At 34.8% G+C, this 24,392-nt stretch carries 16 protein-coding genes; 5 read left to right on the top strand and 11 right to left on the bottom strand.

Translation table 11 applies throughout. From position 1 onward, the window contains the following. Positions 1-30: 30 nt before the first annotated feature. Complete coding sequence (locus ACN0WI_RS10840; RefSeq protein WP_417886828.1) at positions 31-1,830, top strand: glycoside hydrolase family 15 protein; 1,800 nt, start codon at positions 31-33, stop codon at positions 1,828-1,830. An 11-nt stretch (positions 1,831-1,841) separates the two neighbouring features. Here the strand turns inward: ACN0WI_RS10840 and ACN0WI_RS10835 are convergent, their stop codons facing one another. Further along, the gene (locus ACN0WI_RS10835) at positions 1,842-2,939 is read right to left on the bottom strand and encodes a mechanosensitive ion channel family protein (protein WP_417886827.1); all 1,098 of its coding nucleotides are present in this window, start codon (positions 2,937-2,939) and stop codon (positions 1,842-1,844) included. Between the two features lie 10 nt (positions 2,940-2,949). Continuing rightward, entirely contained in the window at positions 2,950-4,719 is a 1,770-nt protein-coding gene (locus ACN0WI_RS10830; protein WP_417886826.1) for a mechanosensitive ion channel family protein, read from the bottom strand. 149 nt (positions 4,720-4,868) lie between these two features. Here ACN0WI_RS10830 and ACN0WI_RS10825 point away from each other — a divergent pair, with 149 nt between their 5' ends. From ACN0WI_RS10825 to ACN0WI_RS10815, 3 genes are all read left to right on the top strand, one after another. After that, the gene (locus ACN0WI_RS10825; RefSeq protein ID WP_417886824.1) at positions 4,869-5,372 is read left to right on the top strand and encodes a hypothetical protein; all 504 of its coding nucleotides are present in this window, start codon (positions 4,869-4,871) and stop codon (positions 5,370-5,372) included. 3 nt (positions 5,373-5,375) lie between these two features. After that, positions 5,376-6,110, top strand: coding sequence for a hypothetical protein (locus ACN0WI_RS10820; RefSeq protein WP_417886823.1), 735 nt, complete (start codon positions 5,376-5,378; stop codon positions 6,108-6,110). 86 nt (positions 6,111-6,196) lie between these two features. Then, positions 6,197-7,102 carry an SMP-30/gluconolactonase/LRE family protein gene (locus ACN0WI_RS10815; RefSeq protein WP_417886822.1) on the top strand — a complete coding sequence of 302 codons (906 nt, stop codon included), beginning with the start codon at positions 6,197-6,199 and terminating at the stop codon, positions 7,100-7,102. Between the two features lie 71 nt (positions 7,103-7,173). Here the strand turns inward: ACN0WI_RS10815 and ACN0WI_RS10810 are convergent, their stop codons facing one another. The 8 genes from ACN0WI_RS10810 to ACN0WI_RS10775 form a co-directional block, all read right to left on the bottom strand. Beyond that, complete coding sequence (locus ACN0WI_RS10810) at positions 7,174-8,982, bottom strand: acyl-CoA dehydrogenase family protein (protein ID WP_273301116.1); 1,809 nt, start codon at positions 8,980-8,982, stop codon at positions 7,174-7,176. Between the two features lie 241 nt (positions 8,983-9,223). Then, positions 9,224-10,414: an acetyl-CoA C-acyltransferase gene (locus tag ACN0WI_RS10805; RefSeq protein ID WP_417886821.1), complete on the bottom strand. Its 1,191-nt coding sequence runs from the start codon at positions 10,412-10,414 to the stop codon at positions 9,224-9,226. A gap of 106 nt (positions 10,415-10,520) precedes the next feature. Further along, positions 10,521-12,926, bottom strand: coding sequence for a 3-hydroxyacyl-CoA dehydrogenase NAD-binding domain-containing protein (locus tag ACN0WI_RS10800; RefSeq protein WP_417886820.1), 2,406 nt, complete (start codon positions 12,924-12,926; stop codon positions 10,521-10,523). Positions 12,927-12,928: 2 nt separating this feature from the next. Further along, a complete protein-coding gene (locus tag ACN0WI_RS10795; protein ID WP_417886818.1) occupies positions 12,929-13,381 on the bottom strand; it encodes a MarR family winged helix-turn-helix transcriptional regulator in 453 nt (150 codons plus the stop codon). A gap of 170 nt (positions 13,382-13,551) precedes the next feature. Next, positions 13,552-15,330: an AMP-dependent synthetase/ligase gene (locus ACN0WI_RS10790; RefSeq protein WP_417886817.1), complete on the bottom strand. Its 1,779-nt coding sequence runs from the start codon at positions 15,328-15,330 to the stop codon at positions 13,552-13,554. Between the two features lie 586 nt (positions 15,331-15,916). Continuing rightward, positions 15,917-19,582, bottom strand: coding sequence for a phosphoribosylformylglycinamidine synthase (gene purL, locus ACN0WI_RS10785; RefSeq protein ID WP_417886816.1), 3,666 nt, complete (start codon positions 19,580-19,582; stop codon positions 15,917-15,919). 212 nt (positions 19,583-19,794) lie between these two features. Beyond that, positions 19,795-21,174 carry an endonuclease gene (locus ACN0WI_RS10780; protein ID WP_417886815.1) on the bottom strand — a complete coding sequence of 460 codons (1,380 nt, stop codon included), beginning with the start codon at positions 21,172-21,174 and terminating at the stop codon, positions 19,795-19,797. Positions 21,175-21,468: 294 nt separating this feature from the next. Then, complete coding sequence (locus ACN0WI_RS10775; protein ID WP_417886814.1) at positions 21,469-22,683, bottom strand: RsmB/NOP family class I SAM-dependent RNA methyltransferase; 1,215 nt, start codon at positions 22,681-22,683, stop codon at positions 21,469-21,471. An 84-nt stretch (positions 22,684-22,767) separates the two neighbouring features. On the opposite strand from ACN0WI_RS10775, the gene ACN0WI_RS10770 reads away from it, so the two are divergent. Continuing rightward, the gene (locus ACN0WI_RS10770; RefSeq protein WP_417886813.1) at positions 22,768-23,841 is read left to right on the top strand and encodes a WD40/YVTN/BNR-like repeat-containing protein; all 1,074 of its coding nucleotides are present in this window, start codon (positions 22,768-22,770) and stop codon (positions 23,839-23,841) included. A gap of 92 nt (positions 23,842-23,933) precedes the next feature. Here ACN0WI_RS10770 and ACN0WI_RS10765 read toward each other — a convergent pair whose 3' ends face one another. Continuing rightward, the gene (locus ACN0WI_RS10765) at positions 23,934-24,392 is read right to left on the bottom strand and encodes a hypothetical protein (protein ID WP_417886812.1); all 459 of its coding nucleotides are present in this window, start codon (positions 24,390-24,392) and stop codon (positions 23,934-23,936) included.

Genomic DNA, 24,392 nt, shown 5'->3' with positions numbered 1-24,392 from the left:
TACCATTCTTTTAAAAGAAATTTAAGATATATGGACAATTTAGATTACGGTATAATTGGAAATTGTAGAAGTTGTGCGCTAATTTCAAAGACAGGATCTTTGGATTGGTGTTGCCTTCCAAGTTTTAATTCAGCTGCTACATTTGCTAAGCTTTTAGACGAAAATAAAGGAGGAAGTTTTGAGTTTTTAGTTACTAGCGATTATACAATAACTCAGGAGTATTTATGGGAAACAAATATACTTTCAACAGTTTTTGATAATGGTGAAGATGCATTTCAGTTAATAGATTTTATGCCTCGCTATCCTCGAGATGATTCTAGTTATTACGCACCGCCGGATATTATTCGTTTTTTGCGTTTATTAAAAGGAAAGCCAAAATTCAAGATTTTGTATAATCCGAGACTAGATTTTGCTCGTGAAAAAACTTACAATGAGAATAAAGGTAATTATATAAAGAGTTTTACCAGAGAAGGAAAGTACGATTCGTTATTTTTATATTCTAATTTTGATTTAGAAGATATCCTCAATCAGCGAGAAATAACGCTTACAGGAAATTCATACTGTTTAGTAGGATATCACGAAAAGTTAATCACGCAATCATTAGATCGTTCATACTTAAAGTTTCAACGAACTAAAACGTATTGGATGAATTGGAGTGAGAAAACAACCCGTTATTCTCACTACAGTAATGAAATTATGCGTAGTGCACTTGTTCTTAAATTGTTAAGTTATAAAAAATCTGGGGCAGTATTGGCAGCCGCCACGACCTCTTTACCAGAAACAATAGGCGAGGAACGAAATTGGGATTATCGTTTTTGTTGGATTCGTGATGCCTCAATGGTAATAAAAGTGATGGCTGGTTTAGGCCATGCAAAATCGGCTAAGGAATTTCTACAATTTATAATTGATATTATTCCTGATAAAGATGAAAAGATTCAGATAATGTATGGTATAGATGGCCAAAAGGAGCTTACCGAACATATTCTAGATCATTTAGATGGTTATAAAGATTCTTCTCCGGTACGAACAGGAAATGCCGCATATATCCAAAAACAGAATGATATTTATGGAATTTTGATGGAAGTAATCTATCAGCAATTTTTACAATTTGAAACTTCACTTGAAAATAGTGAAGAACTTTGGACGGTTGTTCGTGGTATTGTAATGATTGTTGAAGAAAACTGGCAAAAACCAGATAAAGGAATTTGGGAATTGCGAACTGAAGATCGACATTTTGTATTTTCTAAATTGCTATGTTGGGTAGCGATCGATCGTGCCATTAAAATAGGCGAAGTGTTAAGAATGGGGATTAATGATACGCATTGGAAAGCACTTAGAGCTGAAATTTATGACGACATATATAACAATGGGTGGAATGAAGAAAAACAAGCGTATACACAATATTATGGTTCTTCAGACTTAGATGCTAGTACATTACTTATGGAATCTTACGGATTTATTGATGCAAAAGACCCTAGATTTATAAGCACAGTGCAAGCAACAGAAAAAGAATTGTGTAACGATGGTTTAATGTATCGCTATAAAAACAAAGATGATTTTGGTTTACCATCTTCATCATTTACCATTTGTACGTTTTGGTTAATCAATAGCCTCTTTAAGATTGGAGAAGAGGAAAAATCGAAAAAATTATTCGATCAGTTACTTTCTTATAGTAATCATTTAGGATTATTTAGTGAAGATATTGATTTTGAGACTAAACGTTTATTGGGTAATTTCCCACAAGCTTATTCGCATTTGGCACTTATAGAAACAGCTGCTAATTTCAGTAAAGGTTTAGCTTCTGAAGAAAATGCATTTAGCGGTTTTTAAACTTTAACAATTTATACTGAAGGTGGTGTTGTTTCAGCAGGATTCTGATCTTGCTGAGGTAACACCACTCTTGTTTTTGGTAAACTATTCGGGTAATTTATACGAATAAAGTCGATAATTTTTTCACGGATGTATACTCGCAAATCCCATGCTGTAGGAGAATCTTTTGCACTTACTAATATTCGTATTTCTACAGATTTTTCGGTAGCATCGGTTACTTGTAATACGTTTACTTTTTTATCCCATAAGTCAGTTCCTTCTAATAATCTTGTTTGTTCTTCCCGAATAGCATCAAAAGAAACATCGTAATCGGTATAGATGAAAACCGTACCCATCAAATCAGCAGATTTTCGCGTCCAATTTTGAAAAGTATTTTCAATAAAATAGGTAGACGGTACAACTAACCTTCGTTTATCCCACACCTTCACCACAACGTAAGTAAGTGTAATCTCTTCAATCCAACCCCATTCACCTTCTACAATAACAGCATCTTGCAGTCTTATTGGTTGAGTTATTGCAATCTGAATCCCTGCTAATAAAGTAGCAATAGCTTTTTGAGCTGCTAAACCTACAATAATACCAGCAATTCCGGCAGAGGTAAGTAAACTAACCCCGACCGAGCGTATACCATCAAAGCTCATTAAAAAAATACCAATTGAAAGAATTATTAGAATGAAGATGCTAATGTTTTCTAGTATAGTAAATTGGGTATAGACTTTTCTAGCTTTTAAATTATCGGAAGATGAAACGTCGTATTTACGAAGCATACGTTCTTTAAATACTTTTAGAAATATGATTAAAAACCAGGTTATAGAAATAGTGAGTAATGCAATAATTATGTGTCTAGCAATGTATTCGTATTCTTCTGAATCTGAAAAGTTTGATATATTACCAATCCATAGCAAAATTGCTACCAAAAATAGTAATAACGGTATTCGTATTCTACGTGCAAAATTTACCGGTAAAATATTCCGAGGATCTTTGCCTATTTTTTTTATAATATAAAAGGCTATATAAAAACTAGCTATTAATCCAATAATACCATAAATAACATAGCGTAATGTTTCACGTGTAAAATTGGAGTTTTCAGTAATAAGGGGTATTATCATGGGGTATTTTTTATTTAAGCTTCTTTGTTTTTTTAGGGATTTCTTGTATTCTAATTCTTGAGGTTGCTAAGTGTTCTCCATCTTCAAGATCTGCTATAAACCGAACTAAATCTTCCCGTAGGCTGCAATGTAAATCCCATGTGGTAAATGCATCTTTGGCGCTACACAAACATCTAATTTTTATAGATTTTTCTGTTACTTCAGATACTTGTACTACGGGAGGTTTTTCTTCATCCCAAGCATCAGAAGCCTCTAATAGCTCTTTAAATTTTGTTCTAATTTTTTGTACATCTATTCGATAATCTGCATATAAAACAATTGGACGAATTTGATTAGCAGCAGTAATCGACCAATTTTCAAAAGTATTTGATATTATATATTTTAAAGGAACTATTATTCGTCTCCAGTCCCAGGTTCTTACTACCATGTAGGTAAAACGGATATCTTCTACATATCCCCAATTATCTTCTATAATTACAGTATCTCCAATTCTAGCAGGCTTTGTGATTGCTATTTGAATTCCTGCAATAATATTACCTAATGTACTTTGTGCTGCAATACCTAAAATTACAGTTGCAACTCCAGCAGAGGCTAGAAGCGAAACACCTAATTTTTCTAAAGATCGAAATTGAGATAATACCACAGACATACCTATAACAATAATTATAAAAGTAGCTACACGTCTTGCTACCGATATATAGGTTAACATTCGCCTTGCATCGCTATTTTCTTCTAAACTGGTATCGCCAATTTTTTTCTCGGCTACATTTAGCATGAAATAATCAATCATACGCATAAAAAACCATGTTATGGAGCTAATTACAATAATTAGCAGAATGGCATAAATTGTACTTGCAAAAGTACCTGCGAATGAAATTAAATGATTTAATAATAAATAGAAAGTAAGCACTCCTACTGCCAAACTAGCTGGTGCAGAAAGTTTTTTAGCAATATCTTGAATCCATACTTTTTTAGATTTAGAGAGTAATTTTCTAATTATTAGAGCTGTTAATTTTCCAAGGAGGTAACATATAAATGCTATTATTAAGGTACTTACAAATTTCCAAATTGGGATATTCCATAATTTAATTCTAGCCCAGTCTGGCATTATTCGATCCAATTTTCGAGGACCAAATTCTTTATAGAGCGGATCGATATTTTCAACTGTATTTTGAGAAATTAACCAAAATGGTCCATAATCTTTATATTTTACGCGTTGTAAACGCATTATTATATCTCTATTTCCTAATTCTATTTCGCCAAAAACAATACTTCTTCGTGGTTTTCCAGCGACAGCTTGGTTTGTGGTTGTTTGAATGTCTATTTGTCCATCTGGACGATCAGGCAATTCATCCCAATTGATGTTTACCCGCTGATTAATTACAAAATATAATTTTTCAGCAAGTTTAGCGGCATCTTCTTTCGTAATATTATCTGGAAGTAAGTTGAAATTTAGTGCATAAGCCGCTTCTTTATAATTATTATTTCTTGCTTGAAGAATAAAGTGTTCCAAAACCGATTGAGGGGTCTGAAAATTGATTCGATTAGGAGGTAATCCAATACTTTTATTCACTCGGTTTAATATGTAATAGGCTTCATTATATTCTTTAATAGCATTGTTTCTAAAGTCCCCCTTATTTTTTATCGTTGGGTCTTTACTAGGTAAACTTCTACTAGGTTTTTGTGAAGTAGAATCTTGGTAATGTTGAGCCTGAAGCAGGTTACAAATTAAAAAGAAGGATAATATTAAAAAGCTTAGAGTTGAGTAGTTTTTTGCCATACCTTACAAGTTACAGGGTTTTTAGCAAAAGAAATATTAGGGTTTTGTTAAAGCTATATAAATTTAAATGTATAATAATTGTAAATTTTAATAATGATAATGCAACTATTAATGCAGATGAACAACTATAAATAAACGAATTAATCTACATGATGAAATATTTACTACTATTTATTTGTTTGATTACACTACAGTCCTGTATATACTGGGGAAGTGACGATGAAATTGTGGTTGGCAGCGGTTATACGCCAATTACTGTGAGTCGTGAAATTTTTGAAAGTACAATTGAGTTACAACAAAATAGACCGGTTAGTAATGCCGGAAAAATTTATGTGAAAGATCAATTTTTATTTATTAATGAAAAGGAAGAAGGTTTTCATATTTACAATAACCAAGATCCCGAAAATCCAGAAGCGGTTTCATTTTTAAAAGTTCCCGGAGCGACAGATTTAGCGATACGCGGGAATACTATATTTGTTCATCATTATGTAGATCTACTTTCCATAGAATTGAATTTAATCACGAATGAAATTCTAACTATGACTAGAACTCCAGATGTTTTTCCTCAACTGAATTCACCAGATGGTTTTGAAGCAGCGTATTTTGATGTTTCTGCGGATAAAATAATTGTTGGCTATGAACCTAAAAATTAAACGATGAAAAAAAATGTACTTATTTTATTGGTGGTTGTGTTGAGTGCTTGCAGCTCAGATAGTAGTGATACGGGAAATGTTACCGATGGTCAAGGGGGGAGTTTAGCACGTTTTGTTCTTTCCGGTGATTATTTATATACAGTGGGGGAAGAATCTTTAAGTGTGTTTGATGTTTCAGATACTCAAAACCCTGTTTTTAAAGGCGACACCTATATAGGTTTTGATATTGAAACTTTATTTGGTTTGGACGATAAGCTTTTTGTGGGAAGCCGACTAGGAATGTACATTTATGATATTTCTTCTCCCGAAAATCCTTTGCGATTGGCAGAAGTAAGCCACATTAGAAGCTGTGATCCTGTAGTTTCTTCAGGTGATTATACCTATGTAACCTTGCATACCAATTCTGCCTGCCAGGGAAACATCAACCAGTTAGAGATTTATAATACTGAAAATCCGCTTAATCCTGAATTATTAACGACCGTACAAATGAATCAGCCTATAGGTTTAGGTTTATATAATCATTACTTACTGGTAACCGATTTAGATATAGTGAGGGTCTTAGATGTATCTGAACCTCAATATCCAAGCTTTGTTTCGTCTATTCCTGTGAAAGGTTTTGATGTTATTATTAGGGGGGACGAATTATTTGTGATTGGAAACGAAAGCCTTACACAATTTGAGCTTTCTATTGTGGAGGATGAATTGATTTATACGGAAAGAGGTAGTATTGAATTTTAGTCTTCCAAATTTTATTGCTTCAATAAAAAGCTTTTCTTTTTTTAATGAGTAAATTTGAAGCTTAAAATTTTTAAAATTGAATGAAAATGAAAAAATACCTTTTAATTCTTAGCGTATGTAGCCTGCATCTGCTTACGGTGAGTTGTGAAAAACATACATCTCCTGTGAAAGATGGAGCAAAACCGGAACTTATTTCTGATGAGTTTATATTTACCGAAGGCCCAGCTTCTGATAAAGAGGGAAATGTATATTTTACCGATCAGCCTAATAATCAAATTTTAAAGTGGGACGCAAAAAGTAATTCCATTTCAGTTTATATGAAAGATGCAGGTCGTTCTAACGGAATGTATTTTGACGATGATCAAAATTTATGGACCTGTGCCGATGAAAATTTTCAGTTATGGAAGATAAGTCCAGATAAAGAAGTAAGCGTTGTTTTAGACGGTCACGAAAACAAAGCATTTAATGGTCCTAATGATTTATGGATGGATGAAAAGGGTGGTTTTTACTTTACAGATCCTTACTATCAAAGAGAATACTGGGAAAGAAAATCTCCTGAGATGGAGAAAAGAAAAGTGTATTACCTGAGTCCAGATCATAAAACCGTAACACCCGTGGCAGAAGGTTTTGTACTTCCAAACGGAATTATAGGTTCTTCTAAAGATCAGATTTTGTATGTTTCAGATGTTTCAAAAGAAAAAGTGTATAAGTATCAAATACAGGATAACGGTACGCTAACCGATAAAGAGCTTTTTGCTGATATGGGCTCTGATGGAATGACCTTAGATAATGAAGGAAATCTATACGTTACCGGCGATGGAGTTGTTGTTTTTGATAAAGAAGGAAATAAAATAGATCATATTCAAATTGATAAAGATTGGACAGGTAATGTTACTTTTGGTGGAGCCAATGAAGATATTTTGTTTATTACCGCTTCCGATGCGGTTTATAAACTTCCAATGAAAACTCACGGGATTCGATGGAATCATTAATATTAAATAAAAAGAGCTGCCAATTGGCAGCTCTTTTTCAATTTAAAAATCAAACTTAACTAAACCTCAATTTAAAAACAATACTTATTTTCTGCGATTAATTTATCAGCAATTTCAGTTCTTAATTTGACGACGTTCGGGAAATTATCGTATTTCGTAAAACGCTTTAATCCCATTAACATCATTCGTAATTCGTCCCCTTCAGCGAAAGAAATAATTCCTTCTTTGGCTTTGGCGTTGATTTTTTCAACGGCATTATAAAGGTAAAGCTGAGACATTGCTATTTGTTCTTTTTGGGTATCTTCCCCAAAACGTTTCGCGTTCTTTTCGGTTCTTAAAATAGCCGATTCTGCCATATATACTTCAATTAGAATATCGGAAGCAGCCAATAATAATTGCTGATGTTCTTCTAACTGTGGTCCAAATTTCTGCACAGCACTACCGGCAACCATTAAGAATACTTTTTTCAGCTTTTTGATCATTTCTTTTTCTTCCGCAAATAATTCAGAATAATCAGGTTTATCGAAAGACGGAATTCCCATTAATTCTTCTCCTACCGCTTGTGCAGGACCTAAAAGATCTACGTGACCTTTCATCGCTTTTTTCACGAGCATTCCTACCGAAAGCATTCGGTTAATTTCGTTGGTACCTTCATAGATTCTAGAAATACGAGCATCTCTCCAAGCCGCTTCCATAGGGGTATCGGCAGAGAATCCCATTCCACCAAAAATCTGAATTCCTTCATCGGAGCAATGCTGAATATCTTCAGAACAGGCTACTTTTAAAATAGAACATTCAATTGCATATTCTTCTACTCCTTTTAATTCGGCTTCAGAATGAGAATTTCCACTTTCCATACGAAGGTGAATTCGGTCTTCTATATTTTTAGCCGCTCTGTAGGAAGCTGATTCACCTACATAAGCAGAAGTTGCCATTTCGGCTAGTTTTTGTTTAATCGCTCCAAATTGTGCAATGGGTGTTTTAAACTGAACTCTTTCATTAGCATACTTGACGGCATTTTCGGTCACCCGACGTTGTGCATCTAAACAAGCCGCTGCCAGTTTAATTCTACCTACGTTTAAGGCATTCATCGCGATTTTAAAACCTTCACCGCGACCCGCTAACATATTTTCTACCGGAACTTTGGTTTCATTAAAGAATACCTGACGGGTAGAGGAGGAGTGAATCCCTAATTTCTTTTCTTCTTCCCCAAAGGAGATTCCGTTTTCTTTATCGTTTTCTACGATAAATCCGGTGATGTTTTTATCATCTTCAATACGTGCAAAAACGATGAACACATTCGCAAAACCAGCGTTAGAAATCCACATTTTTTGTCCGCTGATGCTGTAATACTTTTCATCATCAGAAAGCACGGCTTTTGTTTTCCCTGAATTGGCATCACTACCTGCGCCCGGTTCAGTTAAACAATATGCACCAAACCATTCTCCGGTGGCTAATTTTGGAACATATTTTTTCTTTTGCTCTTCGGTACCATACAATGTAATCGGCATTGTACCAATCCCGGTATGTGCTCCAAAAGCGGTAGCAATCGATCCGGTAGCTCCCGAGATATAATCGCAAACCAGCATTGTAGAAACAAACCCCATACCTAATCCATCATATTCTTCGGGTACAGCAACACCAAGAAAACCAAGTTCTCCGGCTTTTTGCATAATTTCTTCCGTAAGTGCGTAATCTTTTTTCTCGAATCTTTCCTTATGTGGAACGATCTCACGATCTACAAATTCTTTTACAGAATCACGCATCATCTTTTGCTCCTCGTTAAAATCTTCAGGAGTAAAAACATCGTCGCAGCTGGTTTCTTTTACTAAGAATTGACCACCGCGTAATATATCTTTTTGTTCAGTTGTATCACTCATTTTATTATTGTTTTTGTAAAGACTCAGAGTTTAGAATCAAGATCCAAGACTCGAGAGTCAGGATTATTTTAGTTTATCTATAAATTTTGAAATCATTCGTTATAATTGCTGAATTTCTCAATACTTGGGAAGTTTTCAATTGGTTTATAAGTAAATTCTGTGATTGAAACTTCTTCCTAAATTTTAAACTTTTTAAAATTATGTCTTTTCGCTATTAGCTTCTCTCTCTCTAGTCTAATTTCTAGTTTAGGAATTCATAAACTCCCGCGGCACCTTGTCCGGTTCCTACGCACATCGTGACCATGGCGTATTTGTTATTAAGCTTGCGTTTACGCATTTCGTCAAAAATCTGAACAGATAGTTTAGCTCCGGTACAACCCAGTGGATGACCCATAGAAATCGCACCACCGTTTACATTCACGATATCTTTGTTTAATCCTAATTCACGGATGACCGCTAGCGACTGAGAAGCAAAGGCTTCGTTCAATTCGATTAATGAAATATCATCTTGTTTTAACCCAGCTTGTTTGATGGCTTTCGGAATTGCTTTAACCGGTCCAACTCCCATAATTCTTGGTTCTACACCAACCGCGGTATAACTCACCATTCGGGCAATGGGTTCAAGATTGAGTTCTTTTACCATTTCTTCGCTCATCACCATTACAAAAGCAGCGCCATCACTCATTTGTGAAGAGTTTCCGGCAGTTACACTTCCGCCTTCTGCAAATACAGGACGAAGTTTATTCAATACTGCTTCAGAAGTATCTTTACGAGGTCCTTCATCTTTAGTTACGGTATAGCTTTTGGTTTTCTTTTTTCCGTCGCCATCTACATAAGTCTGATCTATGGTAATCGGAACAATTTGATCTTGAAAACGATCTTCTGCCTGTGCTTTTATGGCTTTTTGGTGAGAATTGTAGGCAAACTCATCCTGATCTTCCCGAGAAACTTTGTATTGATTGGCTACCGCTTCTGCAGTTAATCCCATTCCCCAGTAATAATCTTCATGACCTTCTTTTGCCAGTTTATAATCGGGAACTGGTTTGTAACCTCCCATTGGGATGTAGCTCATACTCTCGGCACCACCGGCGATAATACAATCGGCCATTCCACTTTGAATTTTAGCGGAAGCAATAGCGATGGTTTCCAAGCCTGAAGCGCAATAGCGGTTTACCGTCATTCCGGCTACGTCTTCGGTTTTTAATCCCATTAAAGAGATTAACCGACCTACGTTTAAGCCTTGCTCCGCTTCGGGCATTGCATTTCCTACGATTACATCGTCGATACGATTTTTGTCAAATTCCGGAAGTTTATCCATCATATATTCGATGGTTTCCGCTGCCAGTTCATCTGGTCTTTTAAATCTGAACACGCCTCGGGGTGCTTTTCCCACTGCGGTTCTGTATGCTTTTACTATGTATGCTGTTTTCATATATTTTCCCCCTCTAGCTCCCCCAAAGGGGGAGAACAAAAGGTATTTTTTTAGTTAAACAATATTCATCTAAATCCCTCCCCTCTGGGGAGGTTAGGTGGGGATATTAGTTTCTCAACGGTTTTCCCTTCTGTAACATATGCTGAAGGCGTTCTAAAGTTTTTCGTTCTCCGCAAAGACTTAAGAAAGCTTCACGTTCTAGGTCTAATAAATATTGTTCGCTTACGTAAGAAGCTTCCGATAGGTCTCCACCAGCCATTACATAAGCCAGTTTGTTAGCGATTTTCTTATCGTGGTCGCTAATGTATTTTCCGGCGTTCATCTGATCGGTTCCTACATAAAAAGCTCCTAAAGCTTGTTTTCCTAAAACTTTAATGTCTTTGCGCATAATTGGTTTGGTGTAGCCATTCTCTGCCATTAATAGCGCGTGTTTTTTCGCGATGGTTAATTGGTTGTCACGGTTCACCACCACAATATCTTTTCCTTTTTGCAGAATATTGGTATCATAAGCTTCGTAAGCTGAAGTGGATACTTTTGCCATTCCGATAGTGAGGAAATTTTCGCGTAATCGGTTCAACTCTACATCATCTTTTTGGTAGGTGTCAGAAGCTCTTAAGGTCATTTCTTTAGAACCGCCACCGCCGGGAATTACCCCAACACCAAATTCAACTAAACCAATATAAGTTTCGGCATGAGCCACCACTTTATCGGCGTGTAACGAAAGTTCGCAACCGCCACCCAGTGCCATATTATGCGGAGCAGATACGGTTGGGATAGAGGAGTAGCGCATACGCATCATCGTATCTTGGAAGTATTTAATGGCCATATTCAGCTCATCATATTCCTGCTCTACTGCCATCATAAAGATCATACCGATATTAGCACCTACCGAGAAGTTTTTTCCGTCGTTAGAGACTACCAGTCCACGGTATTCTTTTTCAGCCAGATCGATTGCTTTGTTGATTCCATCAAGTACATCACCGCCAATGGAATTCATTTTACTGCGGAATTCTAAATTCAGAATACCGTCACCTAAATCTTCAACGACAACGCCGCTATTTTGGAATACGGCTTTAGATTCGCGAATATTATCTAAGATGATATAGGAATCTTGTCCCGGAACTTTTACGTGTTCCTTTTTCGGAATTTCATAATAATAGGTGTTTCCTTCTTTTACGGAATAGAAGGAAGTAATGCCGGTATCCACCATTTCTGAAACCCAAGCTGCCGGCTCGTAGCCTTCAGCTTTCATCATTTCAATTCCTTTTTCTACACCAAGAGCATCCCAAACCTGAAATGGGCCGTGTTCCCATCCAAAACCGGCCTGCATCGCATCATCAATTTTGTAGAGTTCATCAGTAATTTCTGGAATTCTGTTGGAAGCGTAAGCAAATAATGCCGAAAAGTTTTTGCGGTAAAACTTCCCTGCTTTTCCTTCATCTTTAATTAAAACTTTATAGCGATCACTAAGTTTATCGATGGTTTTGGTTTGCTCTAATACACTAAATTTCGCGCTTTTTCGATCACGGAATTCCATTTTATCAAGATCAAGCGATTTGATTTCACTGGAACCATCTTCTTTCTTTTCTTTTTTATAAAAACCTTGTCCGGTTTTGCTTCCCAACCATTTGTTATCCATCATTGTTTGGATGAAGTCTGGTAGTGCAAAAAGATCGTGGGCTTCATCCTCGGGAACGTTTTCGTACAAACCATTAGCAACGTGCACCAAAGTATCTAAACCAACAACATCTACAGTACGGAAGGTAGCCGATTTTTGACGGCCAATTACCGGTCCGGTTAACTTGTCGACCTCTTCAATGGTCATATCCATATCTTTTACCATATGGAACAAACTCATAATGCTGAAAATACCAACGCGGTTTCCGATAAAGGCCGGTGTGTCTTTGGCGACCACCGATTTTTTTCCAAGGAATTTTTTTCCATAGTCATTGAGGAAATTCAATACCTCTTCTGAAGTATTGGGTCCCGGAATAATTTCGAATAAGCGTAAGTATCGTGGCGGATTGAAAAAGTGTGTTCCGCAGAAATGTTTCTGGAAATCTTCACTTCTTCCTTCGTTCATAAATTTAATGGGAATCCCGGAAGTATTGGAAGTGATTAAAGTTCCCGGTTTTCTATGTTTTTCAAGTTTTTCAAAAACCTGTTTTTTAATGTCTAATCGTTCTACTACCACTTCGATAATCCAGTCGGCTTCAGAAACTTTAGCGATATCATCTTCTAAATTTCCAGTGGTTATGCGATTGGCAAAATCTTTATGGTAAATAGGAGAGGGCTTGGATTTTAAAGAATTTTGAAGGGAATCGTTGACGATACGATTACGCACTTCTTTATCTTCTAAGGTAAGTCCTTTTTTTTGCTCTTTTTCATTGAGTTCTCGCGGAACGATGTCGAGCAGTAATACCTCTACGCCAATATTGGCGAAGTGGCAGGCGATACCGCTACCCATAATTCCTGATCCAATGACAGCAACTTTATTGATTGTTCGCTTCATAATTATTTTACAGAGGTTTCAGGTTTATAAATTTTTTTATTGTTAACTAATTCCATAATTGTATTGGCAACTTCTATAAACGTGGCTAAATCTTCTTCGCTTACATTGTCTTTTACAGCTTCATCGAATCGTAACACTACATCTTTAGAAAATTTGCGCATTTCTAACCCAAATTTTGTGAGATGTACTAATACACTTCTACCGTCTTTTGGATTTCGTTTCCTAATTATTAATCCTTTCGTTTCCATATTTTTTAAAATACGGCTTAAACTAGTCGCTTCCATTCCCATTTTGGGGCCTAATGCGGTAGATGGTGTTCCTTTTTCAGGATCGATACTTAGCAAAGCAAAACCGGTAGCCATAGTACTCCCGGCTTTACCTGCTTCTTCGTTATACATTTTAGATACAGCCATCCAAGTGGCTCTTAAAACATGATCTATTGTTTTTGTTTTCATTTTATTTGACTCGTCTATTTCAAATATAATAATTTACGTTATGCGTGCATAATAAATTATTGTAAAATTTAATTAATATTTATTATTTTAAGGTGAAACATGATAAAAATAAAAAAGCACTCGTTTAAACGAGTGCTTTTTTTTAATATAATCAACTTTTAATTGATTATTTAATATCCGTAAATTATATTATAAAGATGTTGGTATTGTTTTATTATATTTCGTCTTTTTAGTTTCATTGTTGGCGTTAAATGTCCTTCTTCGACACTCCAAACATCTGGTGTTAATTTGAATATCTTAATTTGTTCCCACTTTCCGAAATTAGTATTATAAAAATCTATTTCTTGTTGAATTCTTTGTACAACCATATCGTTATTTATAATATCGCCATAGGTTGCATTATTTAAATCGATATTCTTACGTTTAGCCCATTCTTTTATAAAATCAAAGTTAGGTTGTATAAAAGCAGCAGGCATTTTTTCACCTTCACCAATAACCATAATTTGCTCGATAAATTGAGATTGTTTCATGGTGTTTTCTAAGATTTGAGGTGCTACATATTTACCTCCCGAAGTTTTAAACATCTCTTTTTTACGGTCTGTGATTTTAAGGAAACCTTCTTTATCAATTTCACCAATATCTCCGGTATGAAAATAATGATCTTCAGTTAAGGCTTGGCGGGTTTTTTCTTCATCTTTATAGTAACCAAGCATTACACTTGGACCTTTAGTTAAAATTTCACCATCTTCAGCTATTTTTACCTCACAATTATCTAGAGGTTTACCTACTGTACCAACTTTAAAGTTATGATTTCGTTGATCGTTAACTGCAATTACTGGTGAAGTCTCTGTAAGTCCATAGCCTTCCATTACAGGAATACCTGCAGCACCAAAAACTTTAACTAGTCGATCTTGTAGAGCAGCACTACCGGAAACAATAAGTTCTATATTTCCGCCTAAACCTTCTTTCCATTTCGAAAATATCAATTTTCGAGCAATTTTTAACTGAAACTCATACCACCAGCCATTAGCACCATAAGGTTGATATTTATGTCCTAATCCTAATGCCCACTTAAACAAAAGTGTTTTTACTCCGCCTAAAGAAGTTCCTTTAGCAACAATTTTATCATATACTTTTTCAAGTAATCTAGGTACAGCTGTAATTACATTGGGTCTTACTTCTTGTAGATTCTCGCTTAATGCATCTATTGATTCAGCAAAATAAACAGAAACAGCATAATATTGATAAATATAGACCACCATTCTCTCAAAAACATGGCATATCGGTAAAAAGCTTAATGCCTTAAAGGTTCCAATTTCAAAGGGAACTCGGTGAGAACTTCCTAGTACATTAGTTACAATGTTTTGATGGGAAAGCATAACACCTTTTGGTTTGCCTGTGGTTCCGGAGGTGTAAATTAATGTTGCCAAATCAGTTGTTTTTACGGCATCCATTCGTTTTTGAAGCTCTGGCTGATTTTCAGTATCTTCTCCTAGTTCTAAAATTTCTTTCCAATTTTTACAATTTTCGATGTCATTAAAACTGTAAACTTCTTTTATCTTAGTATTGGCTTTTACCGAATTTAATTTCTGTAATACTTCTTTATCAGAAACAAAACAATAGGTTGCTTCACTATGGTTTAAAACATACTCATATTCTTCTTCAGAAATAGTGGGATAAATTGGCACATTTTGAGCACCTGTTTGTAATATGCCAATGTCTAAAATATGCCATTCATTCCTATTATTGGAAGAAATTATAGCAATCTTATCATTAGGCTGAACTCCCAAACGCAATAATCCACGGCTTATTTTATTGGCTTGTTCTATATATTCGGTAGTCGAAATATGCTCCCATTCTCCGTTATATTTAGTTGCGAATGCCGTTTTTAAGGGATTATTTTCTAGTTGAAAATATGGAAAATCAAAAAGGCGTTTTATCTCGTTCATGAAGTTTAATTTCTTAAAAATACCTCGCAAAGTAGCAAAATAGAGGTTTATTTCAAATCAAAATACTAAAAAATAAATAAAAAATAAATGATTTTTTAAAATATTATCATTTTTTAAGGGTTTTATTGTTTTTATATCAAGTATCGTGGTAATATAAACTCATTCTAGTTAAAATTGAATTAAAATAATAATTATTTTTCTTTATCATTTTAAAAAAATATATTAAAAAGAAGAATGATGAAAAAAGAAGTCTATTTGTAAACCTTATGCTAGTTCTATTGAGTTGTGGTAGCCGTATAAAAAATGGTTAATTCTGAATAGACAAGTTAGTTCGAACAGATATAATTATTGGTATATTTCTATTAAGAAGGAATTTTTGATTTAGTTTATCGAAAAACAATTTGAAAAAGAATGACACCTCAAAGTTTAGTAAATGAAACCAATCTAAAAGTTCAACAAGAAATAGTGAATAAAATTTTAGCAAATTTTTCTTATTCCTAAAAGAAGTAGAATAACATATATTAAGAATGAATAAAAAAGGAGCTGATTTTTTCAGCTCCTTTTTTATTTAGCAATAATTCTAAGATTATTTATTTTCTAACCATTTTTTAGCGTTTTCAAATGCGCTAAGCCATGGTGTTACTTGATCATTTTTGCGATCTTTTGGATAATATGCCCAATTCCAGGAGAAAGTAGATCTTTCTAAGTGTGGCATCATTACTAAATGTCTGCCTGAATCGTCAGTTAACATCGCCGTATTAAAGTCTGATCCATTTGGATTGGCAGGGTAGCCTTCAAATCCATACTTTCCAACAATATTATATTTGTCTTCAGCATATGGAAAACTGAATTTACCTTCACCATGAGCTGCCCAGATTCCTAATTTGCTACCGGCAAGATTACCAAGCATCACCGAATTATTTTCAGCGATTTCTACAGAAGTAAAATTACATTCGAATTTATGCGAATCGTTATGTAGCATTTTGGGCTTCTCTTCGTGATCAGGATTTATTAAGCCTAACTCAATAAATAACTGGCAACCATTACAAACACCAAGTGATAAGGTATCGTTTCTTTTGAAGAAGTTGTCTAAAGCAGTTTTAGCCTTTTCGTTATATAAAAAAGCACCAGCCCAACCTTTTGCACTTCCTAATACATCAGAATTAGAGAATCCACCTACTGCAGCAATAAACTGAATGTCTTCTAAAGTTTCCCGACCGCTAATTAAATCGGTCATATGCACATCTTTTACATCGAAACCAGCTAAATGCATCGCACGAGCCATTTCTCGTTCCGAATTCGATCCTTTTTCACGAATTATAGCCGCTTTTATTTTAGGCTGAGTAGCATCAATTTCAGGAAGTTTTCCCGTAAAATTTGTAGGGAATTTATAAGAAAGTGCTTGATTTTTATAATTTTCAAATCGTTCTGTAGCTTTTTCTTTTCCGCTTTGTTTTTGATCTAATAAATATGAAGTTTTAAACCAAACATCTCGTAATTCAGTAATATCAAAATTAAGCGTTTCACCACCATTTTTAATAGTTAGTGTACTATTTTCTGAAACTTCACCAATTTTAAAGCATTCAATACCATTATCGGTTAATACTTTTTCAGCAGTATCATCTATTGCTTGGAAAACAACCGAGCTGTTTTCGTTAAATAATAGTTTCACTACATCTTTTTCACCAAGTGCTGAAAGATCAATATTTGCACCAAGGTCTTTGTCAGCAAAACACATTTCTAAAAGTGTAGTGATTAATCCACCAGAAGCCACATCGTGTCCGGCAGCAATCATATCGTTTTTGATTAATCCTTGAAGACTATAAAAAGTGTCTGCAAATTTTTTATCGTCTTGAATGGTTGGCACTTCATTACCAATTTTATTGAGAATCTGAGCGAAAGAAGAGCCTCCTAATTTTAATGAATCTTGAGATAAGTTGATATAATAAATAGATCCAGCATTTTTCTGGAAGACGGGTTCTACAATTTTGGTAAGATCGTCACAGTGTCCCGCTGCAGAAATAATTACTGTTCCCGGAGAAAGTACATCGCCATCTTTATATTTTTGTTTCATCGAAAGCGAATCTTTTCCTGTAGGAATGTTAATTCCCAGACTGATAGCAAAATCAGAAACTCCTTGTACTGCCTCATACAAACGAGCATCCTCACCTTCATTATTACAAGGCCACATCCAGTTTGCAGAAAGCGAAACCGATTTTAAGCCTTTTTCTAGAGGAGCCCAAACAATGTTTGTTAAAGCTTCAGCAATAGAATTTTTAGAACCTGCAGCAGGATCTACTAAAGCCGAGATAGGAGAGTGCCCAATAGAAGTTGCCACACCATCTTTCCCTTTATAATCTAAAGCCATTACTCCAACATTATTAAGTGGTAACTGTAATGGTCCTGCGGTTTGCTGCTTTGCTACACGTCCAGATACGCAACGGTCAACTTTATTGGTTAACCAATCTTTGCTGGCTACTGCTTCTAATTGTAATACTTGTTTTAAATACTCCTGAATATTATCGGCGGAATACACTAGTTTCTCATATTGTCTGGAAACCGTTTTATCAGTCATTATGGTTTTTGGCGAACTTCCAAACATATCTGAAAGATCCAAATCCATTGGTTTATTACCACTTTGCTTGCCTTCAAACGTGAAGCGGTGTGAACCGGTTACATCACCAACATTGTACATGGGAGAGCGTTCTCTATCGGCAACGCGTTTTAGAGCTTCAATATTTTTTTCTCCGATCACCAATCCCATACGTTCTTGAGATTCGTTACCAATAATTTCTTTTGCGGAAAGCGTAGGGTCTCCCACCGGAAGTTTATCCAAATCGATATCTCCGCCGGTGTCTTCAACTAATTCACTTAAACAGTTTAAGTGACCACCAGCACCATGATCGTGAATAGAAACAATCGGATTTTCTTCCGCTTCTACCATACCACGTACTGCATTGGCAGCACGTTTTTGCATCTCTGGGTTAGAACGCTGAATTGCATTTAATTCAATTCCGCTACTAAATTCTCCGGTATCTGCAGAAGACACTGCAGCTCCACCCATTCCAATTCTATAATTTTCACCACCAAGAATTACAATTTTATCACCTTTTTGAGGAATATCTTTTTTAGCTTGATTTGCTTTACCATAACCCACACCGCCAGCTTGCATAATTACTTTATCATAACCTAATTTTCGGCCGTGTTCTTCATGTTCAAAAGTTAAAACAGAACCAACGATTAATGGTTGTCCAAATTTATTACCAAAATCAGAAGCTCCGTTAGAGGCCTTGATTAAGATATCCATAGGAGTTTGGTATAACCATTTACGCTCTTCCATGGCTTTTTCCCAAGGTCTGTTTTCTTCTAATCGGGAATACGATGTCATATAAACGGAAGTTCCAGCCAAAGGAAGTGAGCCTTTACCACCGGCAAGACGATCGCGAATTTCACCACCACTACCGGTTGCAGCACCATTAAAAGGCTCCACAGTAGTTGGGAAGTTATGGGTTTCCGCTTTTAATGAGATTACAGAATCGTAAACTGTGTTTTGATAGAAATCTGGTTTATCGGCAGATTTCGGAGCAAATTGTTCAACATTAGGTCCTTTTAAAAAGGCTACATTATCTTTATAAGCTGAAACAATATCATTTGGATTTTCTTCGGAAGTTTTTCGAATCAGTTTAAAAAGTGATGAAGGTTTTTCTTCCCCATCAATTACGAAAGTTCCGTTGAAAATTTTATGCCGACAATGTTCAGAATTTACTTGAGAGAATCCAAAAACTTCAGAATCGGTTAATTTTCGACCTAATTTTTGAGCTAATCCTTGTAAATAGATAACTTCTTCAGCATTTAAAGCCAAACCTTCCTGTTGATTATAAGCTTCAATATCTTCGATTTCTTTAATCGCTTCTGGCTCAATATCAATTGTAAAAATATTTTGATTTAACTCTGAATATTTTTGAGAGAGCATTGGGTCAAAATCGGTAAACTTTTCATCTACTTTATAGAATTCTTCAATTCTAATAATTCCTTCGATTCCCATATTCTGTGTAATTTCCACAGCATTGGTACTCCAAGGAGTAATCATGGCAGCACGCGGACCAACAAAAAAATCTGCTAAAGCAGATTCATTATATTTTTGCGCACCTCCGAAAAGCCAGTTTAATTTTGAAATATTTTCAGCTGTTAGCTGTGAGTGCGTTTGCACTGAATAAACCTTATTGGTTTGGGTTCCGAAGAATAGGATCATCCTAAAGAAAGTTTTGTGTTGTTGTTGAAAAGGCAAATTTACTTTTTTAAACTGAATATTGAAACTAATTATGAGAAAGCTAAAAATCGATTAATTCCATCGTTAACTAATAAAACTACAGTAAAATTTCAATAATTTTTGGTTTAATTTAAATTCACTTAAATAAAAAAAGCTCCTGAAAAAGGAGCTTTTTAAATATTGAGAATTAGATTTTAATAGGTTCCAATATTATCTACTGTATTTTTGTCGAAAGATTCCCACTCGTTTTCATCGTAAGAAGTAGATGGAGCTGTAACCGTATTATTTCTTCGTAGAGTAACGTCTTTACCAAAATCTTTATCACCTGAAACACCAATTATATCGATAAGTGTTCCGTTATTAAATAATCCAACAGGATCGTCTCCATTGAAATCCATTGGAGCACCGTTTTGTTTGATATCTGCTTCATCTAATAATTGTTGTAAATCAGAATCATTGTTAATTACAACAAATACTTCACCAGGAGCAAGAGTTCCGTTTAATTTTAATTCATCACTCCATTCTCCATTTCCATTAACTTGCTTTTTTAAGCTATAAGCAGAAAGATCTGCAGCTTCATCAGAGAAATTATAAATTTCAATAGCTTTATTGAAGCTACCACCTTCAACATATTCAGAAATCATTAAAACAGCATTTTCGCTACCTTGATTTTCTCCGTCTGTATTATCTCCTTCTCCTTCTCCTTCTCCTTCTCCTTCTCCTTCTCCTTGATCTCCGTTATCTTCTTCAGAACTTTCAGTATATTCTTCAGATATTGGACCACTGTAGTTTGTTGTCCATGTGTTAACAGCATTAGCTTCGCCACCCCAAATAAGTGTAGCTAAATATGGATTATCGATAAATGGATTACGGTTTCCTTGTGCCTCTTCAACAGCATTATTTTTTTGTACTTCTAAAACAGATACAGGATCTACTGCATTCCATTCTAAAAATAGATTACGGTTTCCTACTTTATCAAAACTTTGACCGTAACGTATGTTCATATACATTACAATTCTAGCTACATCTCCTCTCCAGTCGTCTCCAGGATACCAACCGCTACCAGTAGATTTAAAAGATCCTTCTCCTTCAACAAAAGGATCATTTCCTCTATTAGAGTTAATGCTAATATCCGCAGGATAGAAATTATGAATATCAGATTTACCGCTTTCTACTTCTATTTTAGATTTTGGGTAGATATGCTCGGTATTAAATGTTTGTGTTGGGTTATTATTATTTCCCGATTGATATTGGTTTTTAGGTCTGCTTTCTCCAGAATATACTAAAATTACATTATCTGGATTATTTGGATCCTCAGTAGCGTCGTATAAATAATCATGACGTTGGTAATATTCTAGAGTATTGGTGTGTTTTTCTTCTGTTAATGTTGCTAATTCTTCTTTTAATTCTTCAGCAGGTACATCAAAAGAAACGCCATTATAATAATCGGCAATTTCTTCAGGAATAGTAAATAAATCATCGGTTTCTGTTATGGTATTATCATCATCATCACTACAAGAAGTGAAAAAGACCAAAAGAGAAAGAATAAAAAAGATGTTAAATTTTGAAGTCATTTTAAAAATTGGTTTATTGATTTTAATTATTAATGATTCTTTTTTATTTCTGAAATGTCAGAAGTTGTAAGGGGGTGCAAATGTAATTAACATTTTCTAATTTCAATTTTAAGAAATTGTTATGGATGAGTAATTATGAGCTTACAGACTTTTATAATATAAAATTGTTTAGTATAGCCGATAATTGAGATTACTAATTAATTTTAAGTAAGTTATTTTATTTATTAATAAAAAAGCCTGAAAAAATTGGATAATATTTCTTCAGGCTTTTTATATCTTACAAAAATTATATAATTATAGGGCTTTTTCTAGAAGCGCCATATAAAAGCCATCGTGTCCAGTTGATGAAGAAAGAATTTTTCGATCTTCAACTAGTTTGAAATCCTTTCCTTCTTCAGAATTTAAAAATTTTTGAACTTGTAGCTGATTTTCGGATGGAAGTACAGAACAAGTTGCATACACCATTTTACCGCCCTTTTTAACGATTTTGGAATATTGACAAATAATTTCTTGTTGTGTTTTACGAATTTTATCTAAAAATTCAGGCTGTAATTTCCATTTAGCATCAGGATTTCTGCTTAGCACTCCTAATCCGCTACACGGCACATCAATTAAAACTTTATCTGCTTTTTCATGAAGTTTTTTGATGACCTTAGTAGTGTCAATCGCTCTGGTTTCAATATTGTGAGCACCAGCACGCTTGGCACGTCGCTTTAGTTCTTTTAATTTATTTCCGAAAATGTCTAAAGCTATTATTTGGCCTTTATTTTCCATTAAGGCTGCAAGGTGTAACGATTTTCCGCCTGCTCCTGCACAAGTATCTACCACTCGTTCTCCTGGCTGAACATCTAGAAAATCGGCTACTAATTGTGAGGATGCATCCTGAACTTCAAATAGTCCATTTTTAAAGCAATCGGTTTTAAAAATATTAGCACGTTCTACTAATTGTAGTGCATCAGGATAGTCTTTAAGATTTATTGTCTCAAAACCTTCTTCGCTAAGTTTCTTTTTTAGCGTAAGAATATCGGTTTTAAGTTTATTTGTTCTTATAATTACCGGTGCTTGTTTGTTTAAAGCACCAATTTCTTTTTCCCACACTTTTTCACCAAGTTCGGTAACCCCCAACTCATCTAACCAATCTGGGATTGACTCCCTAAATTTTCTAATTTTACTAAGTGCATCAAAGCGTCCTTTAATTCGGCGAGTAGGAGTGTCCTCTAATTGTTTCCAATCGGGTAAAGCAATACTACGTAAAGTTGCCCAAACTGCAAATAATCTAAAGAGGTCTTTTCTTGAAAAAGGCTCTTTAACTTCAGCAATTTCAGCATATAGTCGTTTCCACCTTACAATATCGTAGGTGGTTTCAGCTATAAAACTACGGTCTCGAGCTCCCCAACGCTTGTCGCGTTTCAGAGTTTTCTCAATTACTTTATCGGCATATTGTCCTTCATTAAATATTTCTGAAAGGGCATCTATCGTTGCAAAAACTAGATTTCTGTGTAAGCGCATTACTAAAATTTAAGGCTGCAAAGGTAAGCTTTTTTGTTACTGAAACATTTATATTTACAGGAAATCCAATAAAAATCAAAATAGATGAAGAAAATCTGGATTATGGCTTTATTAGCTGTAATAGCTTGCAAGAATGAAACTAACAAGGGAAATGTTGTAAATGCATCTGAAGCAGATATAGTTCATACCCCTTTTAATAGTGTGAAAATTGAATCCATTTTAGAAAATGATTCATTAAGTATTAGAGCTATAAAAGTAATAGGAAAGAATCTTGCTTTTGCAGCTAATAAAGGTACTTATGGTTTATTCGATAATACTTCTGGAAACTGGAAACTCTCTCAACAAAAAAGAGATATAGTAATTCCGGAGTTTAGAGCAATTGGTAGTACAGCTAATGATTTTTTTATGCTAAGCGTAGGGAATCCGGCTTTATTGTATAAAACAGGTGATGATGGGAGCATGAAATTAGTGTATACTGAAAATAATGAAAAAGTTTTTTATGATGCTATAGCATTTTGGAATGATAAAGAAGGAATTGCCATGGGCGATCCTACAGATGACTGTTTGTCTGTAATTATAACTAGAGATGGTGGAAATTCTTGGCAAAAAGTGAATTGCAATGAATTGCCAAAAGCTGCTGAAGGAGAAGCAGCTTTTGCTGCAAGTAATTCAAATATTGCTATTGAAGGGAATGAGGTTTGGCTTTTAAGTGGAGGTACAAAGTCTAGAGTTTATCATTCTGCTGACAAGGGAGAAAGTTGGGAAGTTTTTGATACACCATTAGTTCAAGGTAAGCCTACTTTGGGTGGTTACAGTATGGATTTTTATGATGCTAAACACGGAATTATAATTGGAGGCGATTATACCAATCCTGAAAATAATACTGGTAATAAAGCAGTGACAGAAGATGGAGGGAAAACATGGAAGCTTGTAGCTGAAGGGCAGGAGCCAGGCTATAAAAGCTCGGTACGCTATGTGCCAAATGGAAAAGGAAAAGAAATTGTTGCTGCCGGATTTACAGGTATTTCATATTCTAAAGATAAAGGCGAAACTTGGAAATCGTTAAGTAAAGAAGGTTTTTTTAGTATTCGTTTTCTAAACGATTCTACGGCTTATGCCGCAGGATCTAAACGTATTGCGAAACTACATTTTAAATAGTATAAAAAAGAATTCCGGAAAACAATAATTTGTTAACCGGAATTCTCACTACTAACTAACCAAAAAACTAACTTTTATATAGTATAAAACTCTTATTTATTATTTTTATTGTCCGATTTTTCTTTCTCTTTTCTAGATCTGAATTCTCTAATCAGTTTTCGATGAAAATCATCTTCTAGTTGAATGAGTTTCACGATTTCTTGTACAGAAATAATTTGTTTTAGATCAGAAAAATATTCTTTTTTTAATTCATAATCTTTTTTCTCCAAATTTACTAATTCTTCTAGATAATTGGTTGCTTCTTTTTGAGTAATACAACCGATATTCTGAATTTTTTTATGCTCTTTATGATAGAGTTCATTCCGAGCTTCTTCATATTCGTTGTATACCGGCCAAAATTTTTGAGCAACATCATTTTTAAGATTTAGCTCTTGAGTAATAAATGCTGTTTTTAACGATTTAATTCGTTCCCACTCATTATCTTCATTTTGAGCGTTAGTGTTAAAAAGCCCTAAAAACAGAACAACTATAAATATTAATTTCTTCACCAT

The organism is Zunongwangia sp., assembly GCF_048269745.1.
Classification (GTDB): Bacteria; Bacteroidota; Bacteroidia; order Flavobacteriales; family Flavobacteriaceae; genus Zunongwangia.
Note: the sequence above shows the minus strand (reverse complement) of the source record. Positions and strands in the feature narration are given on the sequence as shown.

What these genes read in the sequence shown, in the direction of transcription:
- purL (WP_417886816.1), bottom strand. Translation starts at nt 19,582, where the DNA reads ATGATCCTATTCTTCGGAACCCAAACCAATAAGGTTTATTCAGTGCAA.
- ACN0WI_RS10815 (WP_417886822.1), top strand. Translation starts at nt 6,197, where the DNA reads ATGAAAAAATACCTTTTAATTCTTAGCGTATGTAGCCTGCATCTGCTT.
- ACN0WI_RS10775 (WP_417886814.1), bottom strand. Translation starts at nt 22,683, where the DNA reads ATGCGCTTACACAGAAATCTAGTTTTTGCAACGATAGATGCCCTTTCA.
- ACN0WI_RS10765 (WP_417886812.1), bottom strand. Translation starts at nt 24,392, where the DNA reads ATGGTGAAGAAATTAATATTTATAGTTGTTCTGTTTTTAGGGCTTTTT.
- ACN0WI_RS10780 (WP_417886815.1), bottom strand. Translation starts at nt 21,174, where the DNA reads ATGACTTCAAAATTTAACATCTTTTTTATTCTTTCTCTTTTGGTCTTT.
- ACN0WI_RS10790 (WP_417886817.1), bottom strand. Translation starts at nt 15,330, where the DNA reads ATGAACGAGATAAAACGCCTTTTTGATTTTCCATATTTTCAACTAGAA.
- ACN0WI_RS10840 (WP_417886828.1), top strand. Translation starts at nt 31, where the DNA reads ATGGACAATTTAGATTACGGTATAATTGGAAATTGTAGAAGTTGTGCG.
- ACN0WI_RS10770 (WP_417886813.1), top strand. Translation starts at nt 22,768, where the DNA reads ATGAAGAAAATCTGGATTATGGCTTTATTAGCTGTAATAGCTTGCAAG.
- ACN0WI_RS10825 (WP_417886824.1), top strand. Translation starts at nt 4,869, where the DNA reads ATGATGAAATATTTACTACTATTTATTTGTTTGATTACACTACAGTCC.
- ACN0WI_RS10795 (WP_417886818.1), bottom strand. Translation starts at nt 13,381, where the DNA reads ATGAAAACAAAAACAATAGATCATGTTTTAAGAGCCACTTGGATGGCT.
- ACN0WI_RS10800 (WP_417886820.1), bottom strand. Translation starts at nt 12,926, where the DNA reads ATGAAGCGAACAATCAATAAAGTTGCTGTCATTGGATCAGGAATTATG.
- ACN0WI_RS10830 (WP_417886826.1), bottom strand. Translation starts at nt 4,719, where the DNA reads ATGGCAAAAAACTACTCAACTCTAAGCTTTTTAATATTATCCTTCTTT.
- ACN0WI_RS10810 (WP_273301116.1), bottom strand. Translation starts at nt 8,982, where the DNA reads ATGAGTGATACAACTGAACAAAAAGATATATTACGCGGTGGTCAATTC.
- ACN0WI_RS10805 (WP_417886821.1), bottom strand. Translation starts at nt 10,414, where the DNA reads ATGAAAACAGCATACATAGTAAAAGCATACAGAACCGCAGTGGGAAAA.
- ACN0WI_RS10820 (WP_417886823.1), top strand. Translation starts at nt 5,376, where the DNA reads ATGAAAAAAAATGTACTTATTTTATTGGTGGTTGTGTTGAGTGCTTGC.
- ACN0WI_RS10835 (WP_417886827.1), bottom strand. Translation starts at nt 2,939, where the DNA reads ATGATAATACCCCTTATTACTGAAAACTCCAATTTTACACGTGAAACA.